The 24,574-nt window shown below is 58.6% G+C and carries 16 protein-coding genes; 8 read left to right on the top strand and 8 right to left on the bottom strand.

Annotation, left to right across the window (positions count from 1 at the left end; translation table 11 throughout):
- Positions 1-3: 3 nt before the first annotated feature.
- The gene (locus AB4P92_RS22225) at positions 4-333 is read left to right on the top strand and encodes a GlpM family protein (RefSeq protein WP_181818525.1); all 330 of its coding nucleotides are present in this window, start codon (positions 4-6) and stop codon (positions 331-333) included.
- A gap of 47 nt (positions 334-380) precedes the next feature.
- Here the strand turns inward: AB4P92_RS22225 and AB4P92_RS22220 are convergent, their stop codons facing one another.
- Both AB4P92_RS22220 and metE read right to left on the bottom strand, forming a co-directional pair.
- Positions 381-1,415 carry an alpha/beta fold hydrolase gene (locus AB4P92_RS22220; protein ID WP_395598164.1) on the bottom strand — a complete coding sequence of 345 codons (1,035 nt, stop codon included), beginning with the start codon at positions 1,413-1,415 and terminating at the stop codon, positions 381-383.
- A gap of 156 nt (positions 1,416-1,571) precedes the next feature.
- On the bottom strand, positions 1,572-3,881 hold the full coding sequence (metE, locus tag AB4P92_RS22215; RefSeq protein WP_395599690.1) for a 5-methyltetrahydropteroyltriglutamate--homocysteine S-methyltransferase: 2,310 nt from the start codon (positions 3,879-3,881) through the stop codon (positions 1,572-1,574).
- Between the two features lie 112 nt (positions 3,882-3,993).
- Here metE and metR point away from each other — a divergent pair, with 112 nt between their 5' ends.
- Positions 3,994-4,911, top strand: coding sequence for a transcriptional regulator MetR (gene metR, locus AB4P92_RS22210; protein ID WP_042560760.1), 918 nt, complete (start codon positions 3,994-3,996; stop codon positions 4,909-4,911).
- A 19-nt stretch (positions 4,912-4,930) separates the two neighbouring features.
- On the opposite strand, the gene AB4P92_RS22205 is transcribed toward metR, so the two are convergent.
- The 4 genes from AB4P92_RS22205 to AB4P92_RS22190 form a co-directional block, all read right to left on the bottom strand.
- A complete protein-coding gene (locus AB4P92_RS22205; protein ID WP_047302918.1) occupies positions 4,931-5,437 on the bottom strand; it encodes a GNAT family N-acetyltransferase in 507 nt (168 codons plus the stop codon).
- A gap of 1 nt (position 5,438) precedes the next feature.
- Entirely contained in the window at positions 5,439-6,077 is a 639-nt protein-coding gene (locus AB4P92_RS22200) for a LysE family translocator (protein ID WP_395598163.1), read from the bottom strand.
- Between the two features lie 24 nt (positions 6,078-6,101).
- The gene (locus AB4P92_RS22195; RefSeq protein ID WP_261735946.1) at positions 6,102-6,536 is read right to left on the bottom strand and encodes an NUDIX domain-containing protein; all 435 of its coding nucleotides are present in this window, start codon (positions 6,534-6,536) and stop codon (positions 6,102-6,104) included.
- Positions 6,537-6,608: 72 nt separating this feature from the next.
- Positions 6,609-7,967, bottom strand: coding sequence for an HD domain-containing phosphohydrolase (locus AB4P92_RS22190; protein ID WP_395598162.1), 1,359 nt, complete (start codon positions 7,965-7,967; stop codon positions 6,609-6,611).
- Positions 7,968-8,117: 150 nt separating this feature from the next.
- Between AB4P92_RS22190 and AB4P92_RS22185 the strand changes: the two genes are divergently transcribed.
- From AB4P92_RS22185 to AB4P92_RS22165, 5 genes are all read left to right on the top strand, one after another.
- A complete protein-coding gene (locus tag AB4P92_RS22185) occupies positions 8,118-10,142 on the top strand; it encodes a putative bifunctional diguanylate cyclase/phosphodiesterase (RefSeq protein ID WP_395598161.1) in 2,025 nt (674 codons plus the stop codon).
- Positions 10,143-10,168: 26 nt separating this feature from the next.
- Entirely contained in the window at positions 10,169-11,092 is a 924-nt protein-coding gene (locus AB4P92_RS22180; RefSeq protein WP_115147801.1) for a cytochrome-c peroxidase, read from the top strand.
- Positions 11,089-12,903, top strand: a complete 1,815-nt coding sequence (locus AB4P92_RS22175; RefSeq protein ID WP_273877585.1) for a DAHL domain-containing protein — start codon at positions 11,089-11,091, stop codon at positions 12,901-12,903. The genes AB4P92_RS22180 and AB4P92_RS22175 overlap by 4 nt, the downstream gene beginning before the upstream one ends.
- The gene (locus tag AB4P92_RS22170; RefSeq protein WP_395598160.1) at positions 12,900-14,297 is read left to right on the top strand and encodes an ATP-binding protein; all 1,398 of its coding nucleotides are present in this window, start codon (positions 12,900-12,902) and stop codon (positions 14,295-14,297) included. The genes AB4P92_RS22175 and AB4P92_RS22170 overlap by 4 nt, the downstream gene beginning before the upstream one ends.
- A 92-nt stretch (positions 14,298-14,389) precedes the next feature.
- A complete protein-coding gene (locus AB4P92_RS22165) occupies positions 14,390-16,009 on the top strand; it encodes an FMN-binding glutamate synthase family protein (RefSeq protein WP_042560769.1) in 1,620 nt (539 codons plus the stop codon).
- 111 nt (positions 16,010-16,120) lie between these two features.
- On the opposite strand, the gene AB4P92_RS22160 is transcribed toward AB4P92_RS22165, so the two are convergent.
- Positions 16,121-17,542 carry an amino acid permease gene (locus AB4P92_RS22160; protein WP_047302939.1) on the bottom strand — a complete coding sequence of 474 codons (1,422 nt, stop codon included), beginning with the start codon at positions 17,540-17,542 and terminating at the stop codon, positions 16,121-16,123.
- 336 nt (positions 17,543-17,878) lie between these two features.
- Positions 17,879-21,061, bottom strand: coding sequence for a dermonecrotic toxin domain-containing protein (locus AB4P92_RS22155; RefSeq protein WP_395598159.1), 3,183 nt, complete (start codon positions 21,059-21,061; stop codon positions 17,879-17,881).
- Between the two features lie 290 nt (positions 21,062-21,351).
- On the opposite strand from AB4P92_RS22155, the gene AB4P92_RS22150 reads away from it, so the two are divergent.
- On the top strand, positions 21,352-24,483 hold the full coding sequence (locus AB4P92_RS22150; RefSeq protein WP_261735953.1) for a transglycosylase domain-containing protein: 3,132 nt from the start codon (positions 21,352-21,354) through the stop codon (positions 24,481-24,483).
- Positions 24,484-24,574: the final 91 nt, after the last annotated feature.

The following is a 24,574-nucleotide window of genomic DNA, read 5'->3' as shown; positions in this document are numbered from 1 at the left end:
CTGTTGCTGAAAGCGGCACTCGGTGCCGCGGTTGTGTTGATTCTCGCGGCGCTGGCCAAGACGAAAAACTATTACATCGCGGGGTTGGTGCCACTGTTCCCGACGTTTGCGCTGATTGCTCATTACATCGTCGGCAAGGGGCGCTCAGTTGATGATCTGAAGACCACCATCGTGTTCGGGATGTGGTCGATCATTCCGTACTTTGTGTATCTGGCGACGTTGTATGTGATGGTCGACCGGATGCGGCTGGAGGCTTCGCTGGCCGTGGCGGCGGTGGCCTGGTTGATGGCGGCTACGGTGTTGGTTTCGGTTTGGGTGCGCGTACATGGCTAACGTCTACCCCCTGTGTGGGAGAGAGCCTGCTCACGAAGGTAACGCGGCTACAGCAGATTCCGCCCCACCACCGGCTCAATCTGCGCCCAATGCGAATTGTCTTCACGATGCGCCTGCAAATACGGCAATACCGCCGCCAGCAACGGTTCCTTGAACGCTTCCTGAAACCGGTGGGCCAGCCCCGGAATCAACCTCAACTGACTGCCGCGAATGTGCGCGGCCAAATGCACGCCATGCATGACCGGCAGCAGCGGATCGGCCGTGCCGTGCACCACCAGCGTCGGCACGCGCAACTGATTGAGCAGCGCCACCCGACTCGGCTCGGCCAGTATCGCCATGATCTGGCGCTTGACGCCTTCCGGATTGAACGCGCGATCGTAAGAAGCCGCCGCTTGCTGCAGCAATGCCTGGCGATCATCGCTGATCGCCGGGCTGCCGAGTGCCGCGAGTAAATCCGCCTGCTGCTCCAGCGCCATTTCTCGGTTCGGCGCACCGCGTCGTGCCAGCAACTGCACCAGCGCCGCGCTGGGCGCCGGCAAACCTTCAGCGCCGGAACTGGTCATGATCAGCGTCAGGCTCTCAACCCGCTGCGGCGCCATGGCCGCCATGTGCTGAGCAATCATCCCGCCCATGCTGGCGCCCAGCACATGGAATTGCTCGACATGCAGAGCCGTCATCAGCCCCAGCGCATCGTCGGCCATGTCGGTCAGGCTGTACGGTGCCGCCACCGGCAGACCGAGCTTGTATCGCAGCACTTCAAAGGTCAGATTGGCCTCCGCCGGTGCCTGACGCCAGGTCGACAGACCCACATCACGGTTGTCATAGCGAATCACTCGAAAACCCTGCTGACACAGCGCCTCGACCACTTCGTCCGGCCAGTGGATCAATTGCCCGCCCAGCCCCATCACCAACAACAATGCCGGATCCGAAGCACGGCCAATGCTCTGGTACGCCAGGCTGACCTGCGCCAGATCGACACGCTCGGTGGGCACATTCACATCGCATCGCGACGCCGCAGAGGCCGGCACGCCGAAAAAAATCGCGGCCAGAACAGCCGCGATCGAAAACCATCCCTTCATCATCAAAAACACCGAAACACAGAACCCCAGTAGAGCGCGAGTCTGATGAAGTTTGTACAAGCGCGCTGCCACAGTTACGTGACAGTTTGATGAAGAGTGCCGAGCGGTCATCCGGGTCGGACGCAGCCTCCGACCTCTAATCGATCCTGTGGGCGAGTGTCAGGCCAGTTGACTGCGCAACTGCCGCGCCGCCGCCACCATGTTCACCAGTGCCGCTTCCGTCTCCGGCCAGGCGCGGGTTTTCAGACCGCAATCAGGGTTGACCCACAGACGTTCGGCGGGAATGCGCTGCACCGCGTTGCTCATCAACTTGACCATCTCGGCAGTGTCCGGCACCCGTGGCGAGTGGATGTCATAGACGCCCGGGCCGATGTCGTTCGGGTAGTCGAACGCTTCAAAGGCCTCGAGCAACTCCATGTCCGAACGCGAGGTTTCGATGGTGATGACGTCGGCGTCCATGTCGGCGATGGCCTTGATCACGTCGTTGAATTCGCTGTAGCACATGTGCGTGTGAATCTGCGTTTCGTCCTTCACACCAGACGCCGTCAGACGGAACGCCTCGACCGCCCAGTCCAGATATTCCTGCCATTGCGCACGCCGCAACGGCAGGCCTTCGCGAAACGCCGCTTCGTCGATCTGCACGATCTTGATGCCGGCGTTTTCCAGATCGACCACTTCATCGCGCAGGGCCAGCGCCAGTTGCTGCGCCTGAATTTTGCGCGACACGTCCTCACGCGGGAACGACCACATCAGCATCGTCACGGGGCCGGTCAACATGCCTTTCATGACCTTGTCGGTCAGGCCTTGTGCGTAAGTAATCCAGTCGACCATCATGGCGTGCGGCCGGCTCAGGTCACCGTAAATCACTGCCGGTTTCACACAGCGCGAACCGTAGCTCTGGACCCAGCCGAACCGCGTGAACAGGTAACCGTCGAGTTGCTCGGCGAAGTACTCGACCATGTCGTTGCGCTCGGCTTCACCGTGTACCAGCACGTCCAGCCCGAGGCGTTCCTGAATCAACACGGCGTGGCGGATTTCACTGCGCATGGCGTCGTGGTAATCGTTGGGCGACAGCTTGCCCTGCTTGAACGCCTGACGCGCCAGACGGATCGCACCAGTTTGCGGGAACGAGCCGATGGTGGTCGTCGGGAACGTCGGCAGCTGCAGACGCGCCTGTTGCTTGGCGATGCGTTTGGCAAACGGCGAATGACGCTGACTGTCGCCGGCATTGATCGCCTTGATCCGCGCCTGCACATCAGCCTTATGAATGCGTGGCGACTGCGCACGGCTGGCGTGAACAGCCCGGCTCTCGGCCAGCGCAGTTTGCACCTTGGGCGCCTGCGGATCGTTCAGCGCATCACGCAACACGGAGATTTCGCTGCACTTCTGCACGGCAAACGCCAGCCAGCTTTTGAGTTCCGGATCGAGTTTGTCTTCCCGCTCGACGTCCACCGGACTGTGCAGCAACGAGCAGGAGCTGCTGACCCACAGGTTGTCACCGAAACGCTCCTGCGCCGGTTGCAATTGCGCCAGCGCCTGCTCCAGTTCGCAGCGCCAGACGTTGCGACCGTTGACCAGCCCCACCGAGAGAATCTTGTAGGTCGGCAGGCGATCGAGCACCTGGCCAAGTTGCTCCGGCGCGCGCACCGCGTCGATGTGCAGCCCCTGCACCGGCAGACCCACGGCCAGACCCAGGTTGTCTTCAAGGCCACTGAAATACGTCGCCACCAGTTTCTTCAGCGGTGAATACTGGAGGATGTGATAAGCGCGTTCGAAGGCGCTTTTCCAGGCTTGCGGCAGGTCGAGGGTGAGGATCGGTTCGTCGATTTGCACCCATTCCACGCCTTGCTCGGCGAGGCGCACGAGGATTTGGTTGTACACCGGCAGCAGGCGCTCGAGCAGCTCGAGCTTGTCGAACTCGTCACCTTTCGCCTTGCCCAGCCACAGGTAGGTCAGCGGGCCGATGATCACCGGTTTGACGTTGTGGCCCAGCGCTTTGGCTTCTTCGACTTCATCGAACAACTGGTTCCAGTTCAGCTTGAAGGCTTGATCAGCGCTGAATTCCGGGACGAGGTAGTGGTAGTTGGTGTCGAACCACTTGGTCAGTTCTTGCGCGTATTGAGTCTTGCTGTCAGCGCCGCAGCAATGGCTGATCGCACCACGGGCCATGGCGAACAAAGTGTCGAGGGTTGGCAGGCCGCGCTCGTCGCGCGCGTTGTCGAAACGCTCGGGGATCACGCCAAACATCAGCGAATGGGTCAGCACCTGGTCGTACCAGGCGAAGTCGCCGACCGGCAGCAGATCGATGCCGGCGTCTTTCTGCAATTGCCAGTGGCGGGCGCGCAGTTCACGACCGACCTGATTCAGGGCGGTCTGATCGAGATCACCCTGCCAATAGGCTTCGAGGGCTTTTTTCAGTTCACGGTCGGCGCCGATGCGCGGGAAACCAAGGGTGTGGGCCACGGCCATGTCGAGTGTGCTCCATTGCATAAAAGATGGCGCCATTGTCGACAGTCAAACCAACATGAGACAAACTCAACCTTTTCGTGTTGATCACAAGTTTTCCTCATGGAGCCAGCCGGTGCTTGAAATCCGTCACCTGAAAACCCTGCACGCCCTGCGCGAAGCCGACAGCCTGGTCGATGCCGCCGACCGTCTGCACCTGACCCAATCGGCACTCTCGCACCAGTTCAAGGAGCTTGAAGAACGGCTGGGCATGCAGTTGTTCGTGCGCAAGACCAAACCGGTACGCTTCACCAGCGCCGGCTTGCGCCTGCTGCAACTGGCCGACGCAACTCTGCCTCTGCTGCGCGCCGCCGAGCGTGACATCAGCCGCTTGGCCGGTGGCACGGCCGGGCGTTTGCACATGGCGATCGAATGCCACAGTTGCTTCCAGTGGCTGATGCCGACCATCGACCAGTTCCGCGATGCCTGGCCGGAAGTAGAACTCGACCTCGCATCGGGCTTCTCCTTCGCGCCGCTGCCGGCCCTGGCGCGTGGTGATCTGGATCTGGTGGTGACCTCCGACCCGCAGGAAATCGCCGGCATTACCTATGTGCCGCTGTTCACCTACGAAGCCATGCTCGCGGTGGCCAATCAGCATGCGCTGGCGAGCAAACCGTACATCGTGCCCGAAGACTTGCTGACTGAAACGCTGATCACCTACCCGGTAGAACGCGACCGACTGGATATCTTCACCCGCTTCCTCGAACCGGCCGACATCGAACCGGCGCAAGTGCGCACCTCGGAACTGACGGTGATGATGATGCAACTGGTCGCCAGCGGCCGTGGCGTCTGCGGCATGCCGCACTGGGCGCTGCATGAGTACAGCTCGCGCGGTTACGTGAAAGGCAAGCGGCTGGGCGAGAAAGGCCTGTTTGCCACGCTGTACGCAGGGATACGCGCCGACATGCTCGATGCGCCGTACATGCGCGACTTTTTGCTGACGGCCAAGGACACGTCGTTCTCGACACTGGATGGGGTCAGCGCCGTGCGCTGAAACGCTGAATCAAAAGATCTTATTTTCTGGAGAGCTCACACCACATGTGGATCTTGTCGAAGTAGTCTTCGCCTACCCGCACCGCCAGCGGCTCAAGTCCAAACTGGATAAAGCCGCAGCGCTGATACAACGTGAACGCTGCGTCGTTGCCAGCAGTCACCGTGAGCTGGACAAGCTTCAGCTCGGGATGATTGTGCGCCTCGGCCAGTGCCGCTTGCACCAGCTCAAACCCCAAACCGTGCTGACGAAAATCCGCCGACACATACATGCCGAACAGCGTGGCCTTGTGTCGGGCCTTCTCGCGTGGCTCGAATGCCAAACCGACAATGCCAGCCAGCGTGCCACCCTCGAATGCGCCGAGCACCACATCGAGCTTGCTGGTCAGGCGCGCTTCCCACCAGCTCAACGGCATCACCGCGCGTTCACGCACGCTTGAGGTGAATGCCTGCGGATGACGGTCGTAGGCTTCGAGCATCAGTTCCCGATAGGCCAGGGCATGGCTGGCGTCCAGCTTTTCGATCCACATCTCAGGCGGCTCGCCGTTGCTCAAGCATCAAGCGAATGGCCAGACCGCCCAGCACCAGGCCCATGAAATAACGCTGCACCGCGAGCCACGTCGGGTTGCGCACGAACCACGAAGCAATGCCCGCCGCGAACAGCGCAATCAGCAGATTGACGCAGAAACTGACGCTGATCTGGGTCAGGCCGAGGATGAGGCTTTGGACGAACACCGAGCCGTGTTCAGGGCTGATGAATTGCGGAAACACCGAGAGATAGAACACCGCAATTTTCGGGTTCAGGGCACTGGTGAGAAAGCCCATGGTGATCAGTTTGCGCGACGAATCCGGCGGCAACTGCCGGGCTTCGAACGGCGAACGCGCGCCGGGTTTCAGCGCCTGCCAGGCCAGCCACAGCAGGTACAGCGCACCGGCCCACTTCAACACTTCATAAGCCATTGGCACTGCGAGAAACACAGCGGTAAGACCGGCAGCAGCGGCAAACATATGCACAAAGAAACCCGCGACCACACCCAGCAACGACGTGACGCCCGCCTTGCGCCCCTGACAGATCGAACGCGAGATCAGATAGATCATGTTCGGCCCCGGCGTGAGGACCATCAGCAACGCGGCAGCAGAGAAAATCAGCAGGTCTTGAAGCGGGATCATGGTGGGCGTCCCTTGCGTTAATGATCAGGCGATTCTGGTCAGCGAGGCTCGATAAAACGGCAGGATCAGGTCGCGTGTCAATGGCGCCAGTTCGAGCACCGGATCAATAGCCGGATCGACCCAGATGACCTCTTCGATTTCAGCCGCCGGGGAAACTTCGGCATCGATGGTCAGTTGAAAGATTTCTGCCTGTACGACAAATCCCGGTTCATTGGCGGCGGGAGCTGAAAACTGGCCAAGGAACGTTGCCTGCGTGGGATCGATGACTAATCCCAACTCTTCTTCCAGCTCACGGGCCAGTGCCTGCACCGGCAACTCATCGGCTTCGATCTTGCCGCCCGGTTGCATGAATGCCGTGGTGGCGCGTTTGCGCACCAGCAAGGTCTGGCCGTCGGCGTTGAGTAACAGCGCGGCGGCGATGTGGATGATGCGAGGTGAAACGGCGGATGCACACGTCATGGGTCAGCCACGGTCCTGGAGAAAAACCGCAAGGATCCCATGCCTGCCCCGCCAACGTCACCTCACATGCCATCACCCTTGTTCCTGGAGCGCCCCTTCTACTTCCTCCGGCACCTTCACGAACACTTTGTATTTGGCCCCCTCCATGGCCTCGAAGCTGATCAGCTTGTCCACCAGCAGTTCGCTCAAAACCTTGCCGGCATTGAGCAGCAACATGCCGTTGTCGGCATTCAGATTGCGCGCCAGAATCATTCCCGCCGCCAGCTCCCGTGTGCCCAGCACCTTGACGTCCGGGTCGGCCAGCACCACATCGCTGAGGAACGCCGCGCACACCTGGATGAAGTCCTCGACCAGCTCGGGATCGTAGAGTTTGCCGGCGTACTGACGCAGGTATAACAATGCTTCGTCGCTGTTCATTTGCCGCTCGAGAATCAGCCCGCGCTGCAATTCGACGAAATCCACCGCCAGCTTCAGCAGTCGCGAACCCAACGGGATCGACTCGCCCTTGAGCCGATCCGGAAAGCCGCTGCCGTCCCAGCGTTCCTGATGATGCAGGATCAACCGGGCCGCATCCTTCATCGGGTCGAGGGTCATCAGCAGCGATTCGCTCTGTTTCGGATATCCGCGATAACGATCGCGCTCGGTATGGCGAAGCAAATCCGAGGGGGTGACCATCATGTTGTCGGTCCAGCTCAGTTTGCCAATGTTGTACAACGCAGCGGCCATGGTCAGGTCACGACTGCTGGCTTCATCGATCCCGTGCATTTTGCAGTAGACGCGCACCAGTTCGATGATCTGCCGATTGGTCTGCTTGGCCGGCGGCAAACGCAGGTTGGCCAGCAACGAGAACACTTCGGTGCCAGTCACGTAACTGTGTTTGAGTTCCTCGTAGGCCAGATCAAGCATGTCGGCGGTCTGCTGCAACTCGGCAGTACGCGCGGCGACGTGTTTTTCCAGGGTGCTGTTGAGCAATTTGAGCTGATCGTTCTGCACCTGGGCCAACTGCTCCAGACGCTGACGTTCACGCTCGGAATGCTGATGCTCCAGCGCCTGACGCAAGGTCACGAGCATTTCATCGTCGTTCCAGGGTTTGCTGATGTAGCGATTGATCCGCCCTTCGTTGATGGCTTTGATGATCGCCGCAGGATCGGCATAGCCGGTAAGCATGATCCGCGTGGTCGCCGGATAGAGTTCATGGACGTGAGCCAGCAATGTAGCGCCGTCCATATTGGGCATGCGGGCGTCGCTCATCACCAGATCGACGGGCTGTTGGGTCAGTATTTCGAGCGCCTGTGCACCGCTGGTGGCCAGCAGCACGTCGTAAGGCTGACTGCGCAGCAGGCGCCGCAGGCTGTTGAGGATCGACTCCTCGTCATCGACCAGCAACACCTTCGGCCGGTACGGTGAAATCGGCGCAGATTGTTCGTCCATGGGGTGGCCTCAAGCGAAACAGTGAACCTGACAGGCGCGCCGACAGACATCCTGACTTGCCTGCGCTTGAGGGCAAGGCTAGATGATTTTCGCGGGGCTCACGCAATACATCGGTTACACACCTGCAAGCGAAGTGCCCGGCGGCCAACTATGCTCAAGAGGTCGATCGACACAAACGGCCTGCGTACGGGCATGCGAGGAGGGAAAAAGGATGCTCCCGAGCAAGAGCGAGTCTGGATCTGGCGTAGCGCCGTGAGTGCGCAAGCCGGGCCGATCAACCGCCGCATACTCATCGTCGACGATACCGCGGCGATTCATGCTGACTTTCGCAAGATACTCACCCCCGACACGAGCGGCGAAGCCGATCTGAACAGCCTGGAACAGACGCTGTTCGGCAGCCGACAGGCATCGCACCTGACCTTCCAGCTCGACTCCGCCTATCAGGGGCAGGAAGCGCTGAAACTGGTTCAACTGGCACTGGAACAAGGAAAGCCTTACGCGCTCGCTTTCATTGACATGCGCATGCCGCCCGGTTGGGATGGCCTGGAGACCATCGAAAGACTGTGGCAAGCCGATCCGAACCTGCAAATCGCGTTATGCACCGCCTACACCGACTACAGCTGGGAGGCCATGGCCGAACGGCTGGAGTTCGGCGATCAGTTATTGATCCTGAAAAAACCCTTCGATGCCCTGGAAATTCGTCAGATGGCCAACGCCCTGACCTGGAAATGGCAACTGGCTCAGGACGCCGCACTGAAAATGTTCAACCTCGAACAGACGATCGAGGCCCGGGTCCACGAATTACTCAAGGTGTCGCATCTGTTGCATTACGACAGCCTCACAGGTCTGCCCAACAGCACCCTGCTCGGTGACCGCCTGACTCAGCACCTTGCTGCCTGCCGACGCCATGACAAAAAACTGGTGGTGCTGTTCCTCGGTCTGGATCGCTTCAAACGCATCAACAATGCGCTGGGGCATCCGGCCGGCGACGAAATGCTCAAACGGGTGGGTCAGCAGTTGCTCAAAAACGTGCGCGGATCGGACTCGGTTTTTCGCTACGGTTCTGACGAGTTCGTGGTGATCCTCACCGATATCAACCACCCTCAGCAGACCCGCAGCATCGCCGAAAAACTGCTGGGCGTCATTCGCACTCCACAGATGATCGCGGGGCATGACGTCAGCGTCACCGCCAGCATGGGTTTGAGCGTTTACCCGGACGACGGGATCGAGGCCATCGACCTGATCAAAAAAGCTGAAACGGCCATGCGTAACGTCAAGGACAGCAGTCCGGACAATTTCGGTTTTTTCATCGAGGCGATGAATGCGCGCGCACGGGAACAGCAGAGTATCGAATCAGGTATTCGCCAGGCGTTGCAGCGAAACGAGTTTGTCTTGCACTACCAGCCAAAAATCGCCCTGCAGAGTGGTCGGATTGTCGGTGCGGAAGCGCTGGTTCGCTGGCAAAAACCGGGGCATGGCTGGGTCTACCCGTCAGACTTTATTCCAGTGGCCGAAGACAGCGGGCTAATTGTCCCGCTGAGCAAGTGGGTGTTGGCCGAAGCCTGCCGCCAGGCGCGGCAATGGCAAGCCGCAGGATTGCCGCCGATCCGCATGTCGGTCAACACCTCGGCCATCGACTTTCGCCAGCGCCACTTTGTCGAGAGCGTCGAACAGGTCCTTGCAGACACAGGGCTGGCCCCGTGCCTGCTGGAGCTGGAAATCACCGAGAGTGTGCTGATGCAAAACGTCGACGCGACCATGAGCTCGTTGCAACGGTTGAAAGCACTGGGGATCAAGCTGGCCATCGATGACTTCGGCACCGGGTATTCAAGCCTCAGCTACCTGCGTCGCTTTCCCATCGATGTACTGAAAATCGATCAGTCATTCATTCGTGGTCTGTGCACTGACAGCAGCGATGCCGCGCTGGTCGGCGCGATCATCAGCCTTGGTAAAAGCCTGAGCCTGAACGTCATCGCCGAAGGCGTGGAAACGGCAGCGCAACTGAAATATCTCAAGGATCACCATTGCGAAGAAGCTCAAGGTTTCTACTTCAGCGAAGCCTTGCCGGCGCCGGCGTTTGCCCGGCTTTTGAGCGCAGGGCTTGCGGCGCCCTGGGCCGATCCATCGAGCTCCAGCGACAGTCCGGCGAGCAGCACGGGGGACAATCTCCAGTGACTCTTTTCCGTTATGCGCTGGTCTTCATGTTTAGCGGGGTTTGTGTCAACGCTGCCAGCGAGCCGTTGAACCAGCCACTCAAGCCCTTGCCCGAGATGGCTCCCGTCAATCGCGAACGCGTCGCGCTGGGTCGCCAATTGTTCAATGATCCGCGGCTATCGGCGAACAACACGCTGTCCTGCGCCAGTTGCCACCAACTGGACAAGGGGGGAGCCGACACCCGTGCCCGGTCTCTGGGGTTCGATGGAAAACCGGTGGCGTTCAACACGCCCACCGTGCTCAACGCCAGCCTCAATTTCCGGCAATTCTGGGACGGACGGGTCGGGACTCTGGAGGAGCAAGCCGACAATGTCATCACCAGCCCCCACGAAATGGGCGGTGACTGGAAAACCGTCGTGCAACGCATCACCGACGATCCCGACTACCGCAAGGCCTTCGACGGCGCCTATCCGGATGCCGTGACCCAAGCCAATATCCAGAATGCACTCGCCTCCTACGAACGAACCCTGCTATCTCCCGGGTCGCGTTTCGATCAATACCTCTTGGGCAATACCGACATCCTCACCCTTGAAGAAAAGTACGGTTATCAACGCTTCAAGGACTATGGCTGCATCGCCTGCCATCAGGGCGTGAACATCGGCGGCAACATGTTTCAGAAGTTCGGCGTATTCGGTGATTACATCGCCGATCGTGGCAACCCGACGGTAGCTGACCTGGGACGATTCAATGTCACCGGCGACGAAGCTGATCGCGCGGTCTTCAAGGTGCCGAGTCTGCGCAATGTCGCCCTGACCGCGCCGTACTTCCACGACGGTTCGGCCCCCGACCTCGAACGGGCCGTGGACGTCATGTTCCAGTATCAGCTGGGGCGCATGCCGAGCGCAGAAGACAAAGCGCTGATCATCCTGTTTCTCAAGACCCTGTCCGGGCAATGGGAGGGCAAGCGATGAAGAAGATGTCACGCAGAACCAGTCTGCTGTTGGTCACGCTGCTAGCCATTCTGCTGGCCTCGACGCTGTTGTTTCTCTATCTCAAGTCCAGTTCCGAACAGACCGTCACGTACACCGAATCGCGCGACCTGATCCGCCAGATCACCCAACAGGACGCCCTGTGGGAGAACGAAATACTCAAGGCCCGCGTGGCGATTTCCCACAACTACGACCCGCTCGTGTCTCCGGTGATCGAGATGCATCAGCTGTGGGAGCGTTTCACCACAATGGAATCGGGGCATGGGCGCAAGGACTCCAGGCAATGGAACGATGCTCACGAAGGCTTTTTAAAAGCGATGCAGGAAAAGACTCGCCTGGTGGAGCAGTTCAAGTCACACAACGCCTTGTTGCGTAACTCCCTGGCCTTCCTGCCGACTGCCGAAGATGATATCCAGGCGCAATTGGCGGACTTGTCCGACCTCGACAAGCTGCAGGTACAAAACATCGCCACCGACACCTACGACTTGCTGCTCAGTGCCCTGGAATTCGCCCAGGTCACCTCTGCCGACAAGGCCGCGGACATCGAAGTGGGCCTGAACAAACTGGCGGTTAACGCGCAACGCTTGCCGCAAGAGTTTCATGCCCCGGTGAAAGTTCTCAGCAGTCACGTCGCGCTGATCTTGCGCGAGCAGCCAGTCGTCAACGAACTGCTGGAAAACATCGCAGTCGTTCCCGTGGCCGAACGTCTGGACGACATTACCCACATGCTCAACCTGGATCAGCAACGGGTCGAAAAAATCGATCGCGAGTACCACTTCTACATGCTGCTGTTCTCTGTACTGCTGATGCTGTCACTGCTGTGGCTGGCCGTCCGGTTGATCCGCAGCTTCGCCGAGATCCATCGGGTCAACAACGCCCTGCAAAACGCCAACGATGCGCTGGAGCAACGGGTCGAAGAACGCACCCGGGAGCTCAACAACGCCCAGAGCGAACTGCTGGATGCTGCGCGGCAGGCGGGCATGGCTGAAATCGCGACCAACGTGTTGCACAACGTCGGCAACGTACTCAACAGCGTGAATATCTCCTGCGAGCTGATCGGGCGAAAACTGCGCAGCAGCAAGGCAATTGGGCTTGGCAAGGCCATGCAGTTGATCAACGCACACCCCAACGACCTCGGGCATTTCCTCAGTGAAGACGACAAGGGCAAATTGCTGCCCGACTATCTCAACCAACTGGTCAGCGCAATTGCCAAGGAACAGCAGGAAATGGCCGATGAGCTGGGCCAGATGAACAAGAGCGTCGACCACATCAAGGACATCGTCGCCACCCAGCAATCCTATGCCGGGGCCAACAGCATGACCGAACCGCTGTACATCGACGAACTGCTGGAAGACGCCCTGCGCATGAATGCCGGCGCGCTGACTCGCCATCACGTCACCGTGGTCAGGCAATACAGTGAAGTGCCTCAGGTGATGGGTGACAAACACCGCCTGCTGCTGATTCTGATCAACCTCATCAGCAACGCCAAATACGCCATGACCGACCTCAGCAACCGCACTCGGACAATGACGCTTGGGGTGGAAATCGTTGACGAGACCTTTCTGCAAATCAGCGTCCGGGACGATGGTGAAGGCATCGCCCCGGAAAACATGACACGGATCTTTGCTCACGGTTTTACCACGCGCAAAGAAGGCCACGGTTTTGGCCTGCACAGTTGCGCGCTGGCGGCGATCGAAATGAACGGCCACCTCACTGCGCACAGCGACGGGCCTGGGCTGGGTGCCTTATTCATCTTGCAGCTTCCGCTGATCACCGTAACGGAGAACGCATGAGCGAACTGTCGAACCGTCGCATTTTGCTGATCGACGACATGCCGTCGATTCACGAAGACTTTCGCAAGATTCTCACCCCGCCCCTGGCGCACTCGGCAGAACTGGATGAAATGGAAACAGTGCTGTTCGGTGCTCAAGTCCGCCCGCAACGACCGAATTTCGTGCTCGACTCCGCTTATGGTGGCGAGGAAGGACTGGCCAAACTCAACCTCGCCCTGCAGGAGCAATGTCCCTATGCCGTGGCGTTTGTCGACATGCGCATGCCCGACGGCTGGGACGGCGCGAAAACCATCGAACACCTTTGGCAGCAGGACCCGCAATTGCAGGTGGTCGTCTGCACGGCGTATTCCGACTATTCCTGGGACGAGTTGCTCGATCGCCTGAAGGCTCACGACCGTCTGCTGATTCTGAAAAAACCCTTCGACAACATTGAAGTCCAGCAAATGGCCAACACTCTGTTGACCAAGTGGCAGATGACCGAACGCGCATCATTGCAAATGCATCATCTGGAGCATCTGGTGGATCAGCGCACCGCCCAGTTCAAGAAGGCCAGCGTAGCCTTGCAGCGCGAAATCGACGAGCGCAAACAACTGGAAGGTCAGTTGGTGCAGTCAGAAAAGCTCGCCTCGCTCGGACAACTGGCGGCCGGGGTTGCCCATGAAATCAACAACCCGATCGGCTTCATTTCCTCCAACCTCGGTTCGCTGGACGGTTACTTCCAGCAGTTGCTGAGCATGCTCGACGCCTATCAGGCCGCCGGACAAACGCTGCCACCCGAGTCCGCCGCGCAACTGCAAAAAATGCGCGAAGACCTCGAACTGGATTTCCTGCTTGAGGATATTCCCGTACTGATCCGAGAATCCAAGGAGGGCATCGGTCGCGTCAGCCAGATCGTCAAGGACCTGAAGGATTTCTCCCGGGTCGACACCCAGCAGCAATGGCAGTGGGCCAATCTGCAACAAGGCATCGAATCGACCCTGAACATTGTCGCCAGCGAACTCAAATACAAGGCCGATGTGGTCAGGGAATATCAGAAACTGCCGGACATCGAATGCCTGCCGTCACAGATCAATCAGGTCATCATGAATCTGGTGGTCAATGCGGCGCAGGCCATGGGACCTGAACGCGGCGTCATCACTCTGCGCACGGGGCTGCAAGGGGAAGCCGCGTGGATCGAAGTGGCCGATACCGGGTCAGGCATTGCGCCCGAAACCTTGCAGAAAATCTTCGACCCGTTCTTCACTACCAAACCGGTGGGCCAAGGGACAGGACTGGGTTTGTCCCTGTCCTATGGCATCGTGAAAAAACACGGCGGGGATATTTCGGTACGCAGCGAACTCGGGGCTGGCACTACGTTCCGTGTGCTGTTGCCGCTGCGTCAGTCTGTTGCCTGACGCCGAAATAGTCAGAAAGTCTCCCTGTTCACGGTTTCTACGTTGGCGCAGAATCCCTGCCTGCCCTACAAAGTCCGAACCAAGGAAACCGTATGAGCCTGTCCCTTCTGAGCCGCTACGCCTTCTTTGCCGTCTGCGTGATTTTCACCCTCGCCAGCCTGCCTTTTCTCGAACATGACTGGCTGTGGCCGATCACCGCCGTCACTGGCGTGCTAAGCCTGCTCGGTCTGTTCGATCTATTGCAAAGCCCACACGCGGTACGCCGCAACTACCCGATTTTGGGCAACATCCGTTATCTGGTCGAAGGCATCCGCCCGGAGATTCGCCAGTATTTGCTGGAGTCCGACAGCGACGCCCTGCCCTTCTCCCGCGCCCAGCGTTCACTGGTCTACTCGCGGGCAAAAAATGAAAGCGCCGACAAACCATTCGGCACGCTGATCGATGTGTACCAATCCGGTTTCGAATTCATCGGCCATTCGATGCGTCCGGCGCCGTTGAGCGACCCGAGCAGTTTCCGCGTCACCGTCGGTGGTCCGCAGTGCACGCAGCCTTATTCGGCGTCGGTGTTCAACATCTCGGCGATGAGCTTCGGCTCACTCAGCGCCAACGCCATCCGCGCGTTGAACCAGGGAGCGAAGCTTGGCAACTTTGCCCACGACACCGGCGAAGGCAGCATCAGCCCGTATCATCGTGAACACGGCGGCGACCTGACTTGGGAGCTGGGCAGCGGCTATTTCGGTTGCCGCACCAGCGACGGTCGATTCGACCCGGAGCGCTTCGCCACCCAGGCGCAGAACCCACAAGTACGCATGATCGAAATCAAGATGAGCCAGGGCGCCAAACCGGGCCACGGCGGCATTCTGCCCAAGCACAAAGTGACCAAGGAAATTGCTGAAACCCGCGGCATCATGATGGGCGAAGACTGTGTGTCGCCGTCACGCCACAGCGCGTTTTCCACGCCGCTGGAGATGATGCATTTCATCCAGCAACTGCGTGAACTGTCCGGCGGCAAACCGGTGGGTTTCAAATTCTGCCTCGGCCATCCGTGGGAGTTCATGGGCATCGCCAAAGCCATGCTGGAAACCGGCATCCTTCCCGACTTCATCGTCGTCGACGGCAAGGAAGGCGGCACCGGCGCCGCACCGGTGGAATTCACCGACCACATCGGCGTGCCAATGCGCGAAGGGCTGCTGTTCGTCCACAACACGCTGGTCGGTTTAAATCTGCGCGACAAGATCAAACTCGGCGCCAGCGGCAAAATCGTCAGCGCCTTTGACATCGCCAGCGTGCTGGCCATCGGCGCCGATTGGGCCAACTCGGCGCGCGGCTTCATGTTCGCCATCGGCTGCATCCAGTCGCAGAGTTGCCACACCAACAAATGCCCGACTGGCGTCGCCACCCAGGACGCTCTGCGCCAACGTGCGCTGGTCGTGCCCGACAAGGCGCAGCGGGTCTACAACTTCCATCGCAACACGCTCAAGGCGCTAGCAGAAATGCTCGCCGCCGCCGGCCTCGATCACCCCTCGCAACTGTCGGCCAAGCACCTGGTACGACGCATGTCGGCGACCGAGATCAAGCTGTTCTCGCAGTTGCATGTATTCCTGAAACCGGGGGAATTGCTCAGCGGGGAAGTGAACGGCGAGTTCTATTCGCGGATGTGGCAGATGGCACGGGCGGATAGTTTTGAGCCGCAGGAAGTGGCAGTGGCCTGAATACAGAAAGCGCCAGCCTGACGCACCGGCCGGCGCATTTGTCCCAATTGTTTGATCCACAAAAAAGCCCCGATCTCTCGACCGGGGCTTTTGTGTTTCAGCGCTTACAACTTACGAAGCCGAACGCACCGCACCTTGCGACACATTGGTCGGTTGTAGCTTGAACACGTAGAACAACACGGTCAGTAGCAACAAAAACGCCGGGCCCACATACAGCGCTACTCGTGTGTCCGGGAAGTACGCCATCAGACCGACCACCAGCACCAGGAAGGCCAGCGCAAAGTACGAACTGATCGGGTACAGCCACATTTTGTATTTAAGTGCGGCGCGTTCGCTGGCGCTCAGGCCTTTGCGGAATTTCAGCTGCGCCAGCAGGATCATCACCCAGGTCCAGATCGCGCCGAATGTCGCAATCGAGGTTACCCAGACGAAGACTTTTTCCGGCACCAGATAGTTGAGCAGCACGCCCAGCAACAATGCACCGATCGACAGCAACAGTGCACGACGCGGCACGCCATTGCTTGCGGTTTTGGCGAAACCGGCCGGCGCCTGGCCATTCTGCGCCAGGCTGTAGAGCATGCGCCCGGTGCTGAAGATGCCGCCGTTGCACGACGACAGCGCAGCGGTAATCACCACGAAGTTGATGATGCCGGCGGCAGTCTTGATGCCAAGACGCTCGAAAGTCATCACGAACGGACTGCCCTGGGTGCCGATCTCGTTCCACGGATAGATCGACAGAATCACGAACAAGGCGCCGACGTAGAACAACAGAATCCGCCAGAACACCGAGCCGATGGCGCTGGGGATGGTCTTCTGTGGGTTCTTCGCTTCACCGGCGGTCAGGCCGATCATTTCGACGCCAAGGTAGGCGAACATGACCATTTGCAGGGACATCAGCACACCGGTCACGCCGTTGGGCATGAAGCCGCCGTGGGCCCACAGGTTGGAAATCCCCAGTGCCACGCCGTCATTGCCGAAACCGAAAGCGATGATGCCGATGCCGCCGATCACCATGGCAATGATCGTGACGATCTTGATCAGGGCGAACCAGAATTCGAATTCACCGAAAGCCTTCACCGCGATCAGGTTGATCGAGCCCATGCTGACCAGCGCCGCGAGGGCCCAGATCCAGCGCGGGACATCGGGGAACCAGATGCCCATGTACACCGCGACGGCGGTGATTTCCGCGACGCAGGTCACCAGCCACAGGAACCAGTAGTTCCAGCCAGTGAGAAAACCCGCCAACGGGCCGAGATAATCTTGCGCATAGCGACTGAACGACCCGGCCACCGGGTTGTGCACGGCCATCTCGCCGAGGGCGCGCATGATGACCAGGATCGCCAGACCGCCAAGAATGTAGGAAATCATGATCGCAGGGCCGGCCATTTCGATGGCTTTGGCCGAACCGAGGAACAGACCGACGCCGATACAGGCACCGAGCGCCATCAGGCGAATATGCCGTTCGCCGAGTTCGCGTTTGAGCGGACCGCCGTTAGCGGTTTCGCCGTGAGGCAGGTGATTGCCAACTGGCATAGGGATACAACCTCGTCTTGTTATTGGATATGACCACCGAGAGTCGAAGCCTCGGCCGATAGGCCTTGGCTTGAATGAAACCGCGCCGGCTTCGTGGGCGGACGCGTCTCGCAGGACAACCTGCGAGATCAGCGGGGCGTGCAGTATAAAAAGCTTATGGCAGGGCTTTTCACTCTATAAATCACAAGATTCAGCGCAAGGTCTCGCATTAACAGCAGATGATGACAAACATCACCTGAGACCTGATGGAAAGCTCGCCGCCAAAACGGCGGCGAGTATTGCACAACAATGGTGCAGCGTCATTGCCACACCCGTCATGAAACAACGGCGAGACGGTTACGCTTTTGTGGAAGTGAGGCGTCCAGGAGACAGCGCCGTGACCACTTGTTTGGTCATGGATTTTCGGACCATTACTCGCTCGAACACCGTGGCGCGGGATGCCGACTGCCCGAACAGGCCCGGCCTGGCAGTGGAGTAGCGGGAGATAGTCGGCGTGCCCAAAATGGCCTGATAGTGGATATTCCATACGCCGCTCTTGCGGTCATATTTCATAAAGGCAAAACCACCCAACAGGGTGTCGAGGTTACTGTTTTGATCCGCAACGATCCCGTAATCCCGATACTCCATGGCTGCACTTTGGCCCCAGCCATGCTCGCGGGCCGCAAGCTTGTTGTACTGCGCATCTTCCTTGCCGCCTTCAACATGCCTGACGCGCAGCAGATTTTCCTCAAGTTGATCAACCACCAGTGAGCAACCCCCGAAGCCTGGGGTAAATACGTGATCGGGTTCACCCCACCCTGGATTGGCCGGTATGTCGACATACCCTCCCTGAGGTGCCCAGAAACCTGACACCGCATTGGATTGGTCAGGTATTTCACCGGCACCGATGTCGACAATTTTGATCGCGTTGAACTCGCCTTTCACCGCTGCGGAGTATTTGACACGCTGCATCTCGAAGACAAAGCTGGCGCCTCCCTGCCGATTTGCCAACTGAGCGCCGACGTTGCTCGAGTAGCGAACTCTTACAGGAGAAAACAAATCCGTATTGATCGGTAATCGTGAAAACTCCGAGACCGACAACGCACTGTTGATCTGAGTACGTTCGGCAATGAATGGCACGTCATGACGGGGACCCCAATCAAGTGGGATACCTTCCGCGCCACGCTGTACACCGGTCGCGATAACCGGCTCCCAAAGACCGTTCGGCAGTCGTTCACGGTTCAATGACGGGCTGGCCGTCGCCAGTATTTCGTCAACAATCTCATCGACAAAATCCCCGCTCACGGTGTCGCCGATTACCTCGCCCTCAACGTCAGCCTCCGGGTGACTGCCGCCGCGCAGAGACAGTGGCTGCCATTGGTCCGCAGCGACTTGTATGAGCCGCGCTCCCTGAGCCCGATTGGTATGGGGATCGACGATCACTACGTCGACGATGTCGCTGTTGATCAGGAAGTCGGACCTGACCCCGTACACAGCCACCTTGCCTCTGACGTCGACATTGCGAATGAAAAAGCGCCCGTCGGCACTTCTACTGATGCCTTTGGCGCTCGGGGTCAGATCGCCAATGTCGGACGGTTTGATGGCATACCGACGAAATTCGTCATTGGCAAAGCCCATGGACTTCGCTGCGTCCGGTTTCGGCGAGCGGGTAAGCGAATGGTGCCATTGACCCGCCTCATCCTGCTCAAGGAACGGCTGGTAGGCCTCTGGATTGCTCGGATGAGCGATCCGTGACTGCCCGCTGAGCGGCTCGACGACTTTCTCGAAAACAGCATCATCCAGCCGAATGTAATGCCTGCCATCAACCCGATATTGCCCCAGCGCATCAGGCTGCAAACCTTCCAGCGACACATGGCTGCGGTAAGGTGCAAGGTCTGGCTTCCACAACCGCTTTTGCCCCGCGGCGGCTTCAATCGCCGTGAACTCCGTATGCAGGCCGACAAACAAAGGCAGCGTCGCCACGCTGACTCCGATGTTTTCCAGCAGGTCGGTGATGTGCTCCCACCCTGCCTCCTTATCGCCCTTGCTCAACGCCTCGAAACCCTCGAGCAATTCGTACATCAATTGAACGGCCGAGATACTCAACATCACCACACCCAGCGGCGGTACGGCGAAGGACAACAAATTCAGTGCGACCAGGCCAACGTCCAGAAGTGTTTCGAGCAGCGAGTGAGCATCGCGCCCATCGGCATCTTCAGTGGACACGATCGCGTCGGCGGCATCCTGAAAAATCCGCTTGTCGAACTCCCTGCGCAGTGTTGTCCACAGGTCGTAGTGTTGCGCCCATTCATCTCCGGAAGGGTCCAGTACCCTGAACTGCAACAGGAAGTCGACCTCCTTTTTTTGCTGGCGAGTACGGTGACCGTAAAGCGGCACGGCGCCACTCGGAGTTGGAACATCTTCGGTAAAACTGTAGTAAAACTTCGCTCGATCCTTATGGCGCATGAACCGACTGAAGAATTGCTGATAAGCCGACGGCGCCTTGGCGGGATCACTTTCGGCGCGTCGTAAAAACTGCTCGATCAACCGGGTCTTGAGCTGCGTTAGCGTTTTGTAATGCTTGACCGGATGATCGGGATCATCAGGGATGTAGGCAATGAAATCGTTTTTGGCATAGCCGTCTACCGTTGGTAACAAAGCGTCCCAGACCCCTTCGTCATCAGGGTCGGCGATTTCGAACATGATGCAGCTGTGGACAGGCATGCCCGTGAAATCAAGGCTCCGATACCAGACAGGTTTTCCATCGATCCTTACGTTTTTGTCACCTTCGACGATCGCCACCAGCGCGTCATGGTGCTTCTGCTCGATATCCTTTTTGCACAGAGCAACGTAACTCGCGGCCTTCAAAGCCGATTTCTGATAAACCACGAACCGATCATTCAGGCTTTCTCGCCCATGGGGCTCATCCCATTTCAATGCCGCCCTTATATGTGCCTGGTATTTTTTACCCAAATCGAGCTGACGGCATATACCAACGAATACATTAACATCCAGTTTAATATCCATTACCTTGCCGTCTAAGTCGACGGTAAAGCAGTTGGGAAAAAGGAAATGCACCCACATATCGGCTTTCGGAAAATTATGTAACGCCGCTTCCAACAGTGTGACACTCGACAGGTTTCTGTTATCCCCCAGTTGGCTGACAGACAGATTTACTCGAACTTTATTTACATCGACGTCCAGCCCCACTTTGTCCCTGATAGCCTTCCTCAGCAGAGGCGCAGCAAACTCATGCGCCGCGTTGACGGCGTCCATGCGCTCGTTGAATGCGGTATGCGCGATAACAGCATTGTCGATGAGCTGTTGCGCATCAGTGCGCTGTCTGGCCGTCAGGCTGGCTAACCAGTCAGGCGGTTCTACCGGGACCTTTTTCAACATGCGCAGATTATCTTTCGACATTTGCTGTATCGATAAAGGCGTGACCGAACTAACAACTTCATAGTTTTCAGCGAGCGCAGATACGTGACCACTTTTGGTAACACCAACAGCCGATACCGGAGAATAGCGAGTTACAAACATACAACTTTCCTTGTTCATCGAATTGAGTAGCGAGTGAACAACGAAACTTTCCAATCACATAGCACGCGTATGTAACCAGAACCAACCAAAAAACAAGAAACAACTTAAAAAGTTACACCTGCAATAACTTTCGACACCTGCGTATCGGATCATCACAGGCGCGTCACTGTCGGCGATGAGACTGAGGCTCGTTCGCGACTGTTGTGAACCTCACAATTTTTTCACCAGCGCCAACCACCGTCTAAGCTTCAGACAAGTCCGATCAATCTGCGTGAATGGATCAATCGACTATGGGCGCTTTGTGGCAAACCGATTCGAGTAAAGCCGTGGTTCCGACTGAACGTGTGGATGATCAAGCGCCTGTCCCTGAAAAACCCCGCCGTAGCCGGCACGGGTGGAAGGCTTTCTGGTTGTTGCTGCTGATTATTGCGGTGGTGGTAGGGCTGGGTGCGTCCAAAGAGATGCGCACCTCGCGCTTTCAATCCCGTGAACTCAGCCAATATGCCGCCTCGCTGACCTACAAACTGGAACCTGGCCCCAGTGAAGCGATTCGCTATCCGGGCAATGGCCCGTTCGATTTGCGCCTGGGTTACAGCTCACTGGATGAATTCCTGCCGCGCCTGATCAAGCGCAATTACGTGATCACCGAACAGACACGTTTTTCACCCGCCCTGCTCAGCTACACCGACAAAGGCCTGTTTGTGCCTTTTTCCGAGAAGATCCAGGCCGGGTTGTCGATCACCGATTGCCGCGCCGCGCCGCTGTACAAGTACAACTATCCGCAACAACTGTATTCGAATTTTGCAGCGATTCCGCCGGTAGTGGTCAGCAGCCTGCTGTTTATCGAAAACCGCTTTCTGCTCGACCCCAAACAACCGTTGGCCAACCCGGCAGTGGATTGGCCACGCTTCGGCATGGCCGCCTGGTCGCAAGTGGCCAAGGTGCTTCACCTGCCCGGGCAATCGGCGGGTGGCAGTACGCTGGCGACGCAACTGGAAAAATATCGGCACTCTCCTGAAGGCCTGACGGCGTCCGGCGCCGAGAAGATCCGTCAGATGATTTCCGCCAGCGTGCGTGCGTATCAGGACGGTCCGCAAACCCTGGGTGCACGGCAAAACATCATTCGCGATTATCTGAATAGCGTGCCGTTGTCCGCCGTACCGGGCCACGGTGAAGTGCACGGCATGGCTGAAGGTCTGCGGGTCTGGTACGGCACTGATTTCGCCAAGGCCAACGAGCAGCTCAACAGCCCGCAGACCGATCCGAAAACCATGGCCGACAAAGGCCTGGCCCTGCGCGAAATGCTCTCGTTGATGATCGCCCAGCGTCGCCCTTCGTATTATCTGACCAGGGGCCGTGAAGACCTCGCCAACCTCACCGACAGCCATTTGCGCCTGCTCAAGCAGAGCGGCGTGATCGACAGCGCGTTGGCCGATGCTGCACTGGCCAGCACCGTCAGCTATCGCGACTGGCAGACCCAACCGACGATTCAGCCAATCGAAACCAACAAAGGCATCAGCGCTGCCCGCAGTCGTCTGGCAAGCATGCTCAACCGGCCCCTGTACGACCTCGACCGCCTCGACCTGTCGGCCACCAGCACCTTGCAAGGCGAGCTGCAAGCCCAGGCCACCGCCTACCTGAAGAAACTCGCCGACCCGGCCTACGCTGCCGAAGTCGGTTTGCTCGGCGAACGCTTGCTGACGCCGACCAGCACCACTCAGGTGCGCTACAGCTTCACCCTGTTCGAGCTGACCCCGGACGGTTCACGCGTACGGGTGCAGACCGACAGCACCGACCAGCCGTTCGACATCAACGAAGGCAGCAAACTCGAATTGGGCTCGACGGCGAAGATGCGCGTCCTTACCACCTACCTGCAAATCATCGCCGAGTTGCACGACAAGTACGGCGCCATGGGCGTGCCGGAACTGAAAAAGGTCGAGGTGCCGGAGCAGGATCGCCTGAGCCGCTGGGTTGTCGATTACCTGATCCAGAACAAGGATCACGATCTGTCGAAGCTGCTCAGTGCAGCACTGGATCGCAAATACTCGGCCAGTCCCGGTGAGGCGTTTTTTACCGGCGGAGGTCTGCACACGTTTAACAACTTTCGCAAAGAGGATAACGGTCGCCTGCCGACCCTGCGCGATTCCCTGCGCGAGTCGATCAACCTGCCGTTCATTCGGCTGATGCGCGATATCGTGCGTTACACCACCTATTCCGGTCCCAACAGCAGCGCCGAGTTGCTCAAGAATGATAGTGACCCACGGCGCCAGGAATACCTGGCGAGTTTCGCCGATCGCGAAGGCACTTCGTTCCTGCTCAAGTTCTGGAAGAAATACCGTAACAAAGACACCCAGGCGCGGCTCGAAACCTTCCTCGACAGCATGCGCCCGACCCCGATTCGCATGGCCGCCGTGCACCGTTATCTGTTGCCGAACGCCAGCCAGGAAGACTTCAACACGTTCGTGCGCTCACACCTCAAAGGCGCCAAGCTCAACGAGAAACTGACCGACGACCGCCTCATCCGCCTCTATGACGCCTACGGCCCGGGCAGCTACGATTTGCCCGATCAAGGCTTCATCGCCAAGGTCCATCCGCTTGATCTGTGGCTGATCGGCTATCTGCTGAATCATCCGGACGCGACCTTCACCCAGATCGTCAAGGCCAGTCAATTTGAACGTCAGGAAGTTTACAGCTGGCTGTTCAAGAGCAAGCACAAGGGCGCGCGCGACAGCCGCATCCGCACCATGCTCGAGATCGAGGCGTTTCTTGAGATTCATCAACGCTGGCAACAAGTCGGCTACCCGTTCGATCACCTGGTGCCGTCGCTGGCCACCGCCATCGGCAGCTCTGGCGACCGTCCGGCAGCGCTGGCCGAACTGATCGGCACCATCCTCAATGACGGCGTGCGCATGCCGACCCTGCGGATCGACAGCCTGCATTTTGCCGCCGGCACCCCTTACGAAACGCGACTGGTCAACGATCCGCACGTTGGCAAACGCGTGATGCCATCACAAGTCGCCACAGCGATGCGCGAAGCACTTTCGCAAGTGGTCGACGCCGGTACAGCCAAACGTGTTTCCGGCAGTTTCAAACTCGCGGACGGCACCCCACTGGCCATGGGTGGCAAGACCGGCACCGGTGACAACCGTATCGAAGCCATCGGCTCGGGTGGACGCATCCTCAGTTCGAAGTCGATCAACCGCACCGCGACCTTCGTGTTCTACATCGGCGATCACCATTTCGGCACCCTCACCGCATTCGTTCCGGGGCGTTCGGCGGAGAACTTCAAATTCACCTCGGCCTTGCCGACGCAAGTGCTCAAGGGCATGGCGCCGATTCTCACGGCGTATCTGCAACCGGGCAGCGACTCTCAGTGTCGCCCGGTTGAAAGTTCAAGCGTTGCACGCCTGGAGCAACACTAATTGGCGCGCTGGCAGGTGGTAGCCAGTTATTTTTCAGATTCAAATACTCAACGGATAAACGGGTAAAACAGCCGCTGAAGCGGCAACTTTT

The organism is Pseudomonas sp. A0308, from assembly GCF_044218815.1.
Classification (GTDB): Bacteria; Pseudomonadota; Gammaproteobacteria; order Pseudomonadales; family Pseudomonadaceae; genus Aquipseudomonas; species Aquipseudomonas iridis.
The sequence above is the reverse complement of the archived record's forward strand: the minus strand, read 5'-3'. Positions and strand labels throughout refer to the sequence as shown.